3 protein-coding genes are annotated in these 3,619 nt (G+C 65.0%); 1 reads left to right on the top strand and 2 read right to left on the bottom strand.

Features of this window, described 5'->3' with window-relative positions:
• A partial coding sequence (locus VFS34_07125) for a hypothetical protein (GenBank protein ID HET9794217.1) occupies positions 1–370 on the top strand: 370 nt, incomplete at its 5' end.
• Between the two features lie 11 nt (positions 371–381).
• Here the strand turns inward: VFS34_07125 and VFS34_07120 are convergent.
• Positions 382–1,776: a glycosyltransferase gene (locus tag VFS34_07120; GenBank protein HET9794216.1), complete on the bottom strand. Its 1,395-nt coding sequence runs from the start codon at positions 1,774–1,776 to the stop codon at positions 382–384.
• Positions 1,777–1,789: 13 nt separating this feature from the next.
• Positions 1,790–3,583: a glycosyltransferase family 39 protein gene (locus tag VFS34_07115; protein HET9794215.1), complete on the bottom strand. Its 1,794-nt coding sequence runs from the start codon at positions 3,581–3,583 to the stop codon at positions 1,790–1,792.
• Positions 3,584–3,619: the final 36 nt, after the last annotated feature.

Here is a 3,619-nt window from a genome sequence, read left to right as displayed (position 1 = left end):
GTACTCCGTCACGGCGGCATTCGTCGCCGGACGCGCGTCGCGCGCCGACGCGGTCGTTGCTTCCGACGCCGACTATCTCCCGTTGAGGCTGGCGGCCGATCGTGGGGCGCTGGCGGCGCCTCTCCTGGGAGTTCCGTCCGGAATCGAGAAGCACCCCGGTTGGTTCGAGCCCGGGAAGCTCGCGGATTCGGAGGGCGAAGGCGCACGCCTGGAAGGGTTCCTCGGCGGCCTGCCGGCGGGCGGCCGCGTGTATTTCTCCGTTCCTGCCGACCCGGTGCCGCGCAATCTCGTCGCCCCCCATCTGGCCGGTGCGCGCGTGACGATCGCCACGCCCCCGGGCGGCGACTCCGTCGCCGTCGTCGCGCGGTAGACGGACCGCGGCTAAGGCTTCTTCGCGATCGCCAGGAGGGACATGCCGTATTTCGGCGGGTTCCTGGTCTCGGCGCGCAGGAAGGGCATCAGGAGCGAGAACATCTTCAGTTGAGACTTCGGAAGCACCCGGCGCTTCAGGATCCGCGAATTGAGATACCACCCGAAGACGCCGGGACGGTTCAGGAATCGTGTATTTTCGACCGTGAAGCCGGCGTCGCGGAGCTTCCGGTCGAGCTCCTCGGCCGAATACCGCCGGAAGTGGTGCAGTGCCCGGTCGAGCGAGCCGTAGAGCGCCGGCATCGCCGGCACGAGCAGCACGAGCTTGCCTCCCGGCCGCAGGATCTCCCGGATCTGGGCGAGCGTCGTCGTGTCCTGCTCGATGTGCTCGAGGACGTTCGCGCAGAGGACCGTGTCGAGGTTCTCCTCGCGGAGACGGGCGAGCGCGTCGGGCGCCAGCGGGAATCGGAGCGAATCGACCGTGACGCCGGGTCGGTCGCGAAACGTCGTGCGGAGCGTCTCGCACGCGACCGGATCCAGATCGGTCGCGATCACGCGCTCGCGACTGGCGAAGTACCGCGTCATGTTGCCGAATCCGGATCCGATCTCGAGGATTCGATTCCCGAGGTGCGGCGCGAAGAAGTCGTGGAGCCACCGGTTGTACTCCTCGAGCTTCGCCATCCGGGCGAGTGTCACGTGGCCGACGTTCCGCGGATCCTCGACCTCGCGGAACCGGAACTTCAGCATCGTCCAGACGGCCGACACCGCGTCCTTGAAGCCGATCTTCTTCCCCTCGTCGTAGGTCCGGCCGTAATAGGAGATCGGAACTTCGAAGATCCGGTAGCCGCGCCGCGCGACCTTGGCCGTGATCTCCGGTTCGATCCCAAATCGCGGGGATTCGATCGTGATCGACTGCACCACTTCCCGGCGGAACACCTTGTAGCAGGTCTCCATGTCGGTCAGGTTCAGGTTGGTCAGCATGTTCGAGATCAGGGTGAGCATCCGGTTGCCGACGGTGTGCCAGAAGTAGAGCACGCGCCGTTCGCCGCCGCCGAGGAAACGCGAGCCGAACACGACGTCCGCGCGCCCCGACTCGATCGGGTGAATGAGCTTCGGATAGTCGGCCGGGTCGTACTCGAGGTCGGCGTCCTGGATCAGCACGAGGTCGCCGCGAGCTTCCTGGAAGCCTCGGGCGATCGCCGCCCCTTTTCCACGATTCTGCGGCTGGAGGTACACCCGCACGCCTTCCTTCCCGTCGAGCTCGGCGAGGATCGCGCGGGTGCCGTCGGTCGAGCCGTCGTCCACGATCACGATCTCCTTCTCGATCGGAACGGCCTTCACCCGGGCGACGATCTCGCGGATCGTCTCCTTCTCGTTGTAGGCGGGCATGATGACGGAGAGCTTCATTCGACGGCTGACATCAGCGTCGCAGGATATCGGAGATCGGATCGGGCGCGACAGGCAATCGATACAGCAGCGTGGAACCGCCGATTCGGCCGACGAACGTGCCGCGGGTACGAAGCAGTCGAATGAGGAGCGAGAGACGGCGGCCCAGGTCCGGGCGATGATTCACCGCATAGAAGGCGGGACCGATATCCCAAAGCGTCGTCGACATCGTCACGAAGTCGCCACGGAGCCGGCCGTCCGCGGTGAAATCCGGAATCCCCGTCCGAGCCTGCACCGGATCCACGCCGAAATAGCAGATCGTCGCCGTCGAGACCTTTCGACGATTCAGCTCGATCGCGAGGCGGCGGAGGTCGATTCCCCAGTCGGTGTTCGAATCCGTAAGCAGCCGGTAGCCGTTCCCCGTGCCGCCGCCGAACGTATTGAAATAGGAAAGCTCGAAGGGATGGGCGGAAAGCGCCGTCGCCACCTGGAACGCGGCGAGCAGCACGACCGCGCCGATTGCGACCGCTTTTCGCCGCGCGTTCATGCCCGGGAAACGGCTCGCGATTTCATGAGGAACCCGGCTGCCCGCAATGGCGAGAAACGGATAGACCGGAAGGAGGTGGCGAATACCGATGTTGTACGAGGATCCCATCGAGAAAAGGAAGTAATAAAGAACGGGGACCCACAACAACGCATCGCGGGGTTCGACACGGCGAAACGGAAGCAGCCCGAGCGCCGCAACCGACAGGAGCAGGAAAGGAATCGCTGTTTTTACCGCGAACGCTTCGAAAAAATAGAAGGGAAATCCCTCGACCGAAATCTTCCCATTGAGAAAGCTGAGACCTCCCCCCACCGCGCTCTGACGGCCGACGACGGCGATTCCCCCTAGGAAGTGAGCGAGCGCCTTGGACACCGGCGAAATGGCCGCGAGTCGATTCGCGAGCACCGGCGCCCGTTCATAACCCCCCACCATGCGGCGGATCACCGCCTGTTGCTGGGCCACGGAGAACCCGGAGACCACGACCTGGTAGACCAGGAGTACCGTCGTGAACCCGATCGCCGCCGTTCCGATTCCGGCGAGGAGATCGCGTCCGAGCGCGCCTCCGAAGACCGACAAGCGGGATGGCGAGTCGGTCCGCGGGAGCTTCCGCGTATTCACTGCCCGGATCGCCAGTGCGACGAGCGCAAAGGTCGGCAGGAGATAGATCGCCGAGAACTTCGTCGCGAGCGCTCCGCCGAGAAGCAGACCGGCGACAGCGACGCGCCCGGGAGAGCGCCGCTCGAGAACGCGCCCCCACGCCATCACCGAGGCGAGCCAGAACAGAGAAACCGGGACGTCCGTGTGCACGATTCCGGCATGCGCGAGGAGCGTCGGCTCGAATGCGATCAGGAAGAGCGCCAGGAACCCCGCCACCGAACCGAAAAAGCGCCGGGCGACGCCGAAGACCAGCAGGCACACGGACGCGAAGAAAACGAGCATCGGGGTGCGCGCGGCGGCGAGAATCGTATCGGGAGAAATTCGGTTCCCGAACAGGAAGCGCCGCCCTGAATTGGGAAAATCCAGGTTCGGCTCGGCCGGCGTATCGGCAGGGCGGCAAAAGAGCAAACCGAGCCCCGCCACTTCCTTCGCGAGCGGCGGGTGCTCCATGTTCGAAATCCCGTTGTGATGAAAGACCTGGAGATACGCCGCGTGAATGTGCGACGGCTCATCGAACGAGGCGGAATCGAGGCGGGTGTGGTCGTGAACGAGGGCGCAGGCGGCAACGGTGATCGCCACGGCCCCGAGCCAGAGGCCGAGGGTTCGAGAATCCGTCGGAAGCCTCAAGTTGACCGAATATATCCTGCCGCTTCAGCGCTTGCC

It is taken from the genome of Thermoanaerobaculia bacterium, from assembly GCA_035717485.1.
Classification (GTDB): domain Bacteria; phylum Acidobacteriota; class Thermoanaerobaculia; order UBA5066; family DATFVB01; genus DATFVB01.
The sequence above is the reverse complement of the archived record's forward strand: the minus strand, read 5'-3'. Positions and strand labels throughout refer to the sequence as shown.